At 49.3% G+C, this 1,559-nt stretch carries 1 protein-coding gene; it reads left to right on the forward strand.

Features of this window, described 5'->3' with window-relative positions:
- The coding region (locus L692_RS29015; RefSeq protein ID WP_036723964.1) for a zinc-binding dehydrogenase at nucleotides 1-1,559 on the forward strand (1,559 nt) is incomplete at both ends.

Here is a 1,559-nt window from a genome sequence, read left to right on the forward strand (position 1 = left end):
AACCTCGTCAACCGGATTAACAAAGCAATCGGAATCGCCATGCAAACGACCGTCGTATTTGATTACAATAACGTCGATCAATTGGCATCCTATATCATTCGGGAATACAAGCCCGTTTTGGTGGCCCAGCTTCAAGAGCAGCGGCCTACCGAAGAACGGGACACCGGAACCGAAGACAATCCCGTTTTGGGAGCGGAGCAAGCTCCCTCGCCTATTTGGAAGAAACAAACCCGTGAGGTTGCCACCCGGCCTCAGAAACGGGATGAAATAAACACGACTCCGTTCTCCATAGAGAAAAGGACAGGCTATTACAGGGTTGTTATCGATAGGCCTGAAGGTGTTGAAGACCTGCGGATCGTTGAATCTATTGTGCCTGATCTGGCTGAAGATGAGGTGCGCATATCTGTTCGGGCATTCTCTTTAAATTTCGGAGATTTGCTGTGTGTCCGGGGACTGTATCCGACCATGCCTGCGTATCCGTTCACTCCCGGTTTCGAAGCAAGCGGTATTGTAACAGAAACCGGCAAAGCCGTTACAACGGTAAAACGCGGTGATGAAGTGATCGCGGCTATGGATTCGGATTTCGGCGGGCAGGCGAACATGATTGCATGCAAGGTTGAACGAGTGTTCCGGAAGCCCCGGAACTTGTCATTCGAAGAAGCTTGTACACTGCCTTCGACCGCCATTGCCTTAATGAACGCATTCCGCAAAGCAAGATTGAAAAAGGGCGAGAGCATATTGATTCAATCGGCAGCGGGCGGACTTGGTCTTGCCGCGGTGCAACTTGCCCGGCATTACGGCGCGGAGATTTATGCGACAGCGGGATCAAGCGAAAAGCTGGATTACCTGCAGGAACAGGGGGTTGCTTTTGGGATAAATTATCTGGAAGCCGACTTTGAACAAGAGATTATGCGGCTTACGAATGGAAGGGGCGTACATGTAATCATCAATACGCTGCCTGGGGATGCCATTCAGAAGGGCATGAATTGTCTGGCTCCGGGAGGAAGATACATCGAGCTGGCAGTAACCGCGCTGAAGTCGGCAAAAACTATTGATTTATCCGTATTAAGCGATAATCAAAGCTTTTACAGCATTAATTCCAGAAAGTTGACGACCGAAAATCCGGATACGATTAAAGAATATGTGGATAAAATGCTTGAATTTGTGGAACAAGGAGTTGTTCGCCCCACTGTTTACCGCACCATACCGTTCACAGAAATCCGGGGAGCTTACCGTTGTTTGGAGGAGAGGAAGAATATAGGGAAAGTAGTTGTCGGTATACCCTATGATCTGCAGTTTGGACAAACGGACCTAGCAGTGGCGGACGGAATAACGGTTGATAAATCATCTTCGTCATTTCTGAACGAGCCGGTCGCAATTGTTGGTATGAGCGGACGCTTTGCGAGGTCGCGCTCAGTGGACGAGTTATGGACTCATCTGGCCAACGGTACAGATTTAGTACAGGAGGTTACCCGCTGGGATCTTTCGGATCAACTATTGCAGGAGAGTGTGGAGATTTGTCGGCACGGCAGTTTTCTGGATGGTATCGATGAATTCGA

The organism is Paenibacillus forsythiae T98 (assembly GCF_000520735.1).
GTDB classification, from domain to species: domain Bacteria; phylum Bacillota; class Bacilli; order Paenibacillales; family Paenibacillaceae; genus Paenibacillus_AQ; species Paenibacillus_AQ forsythiae.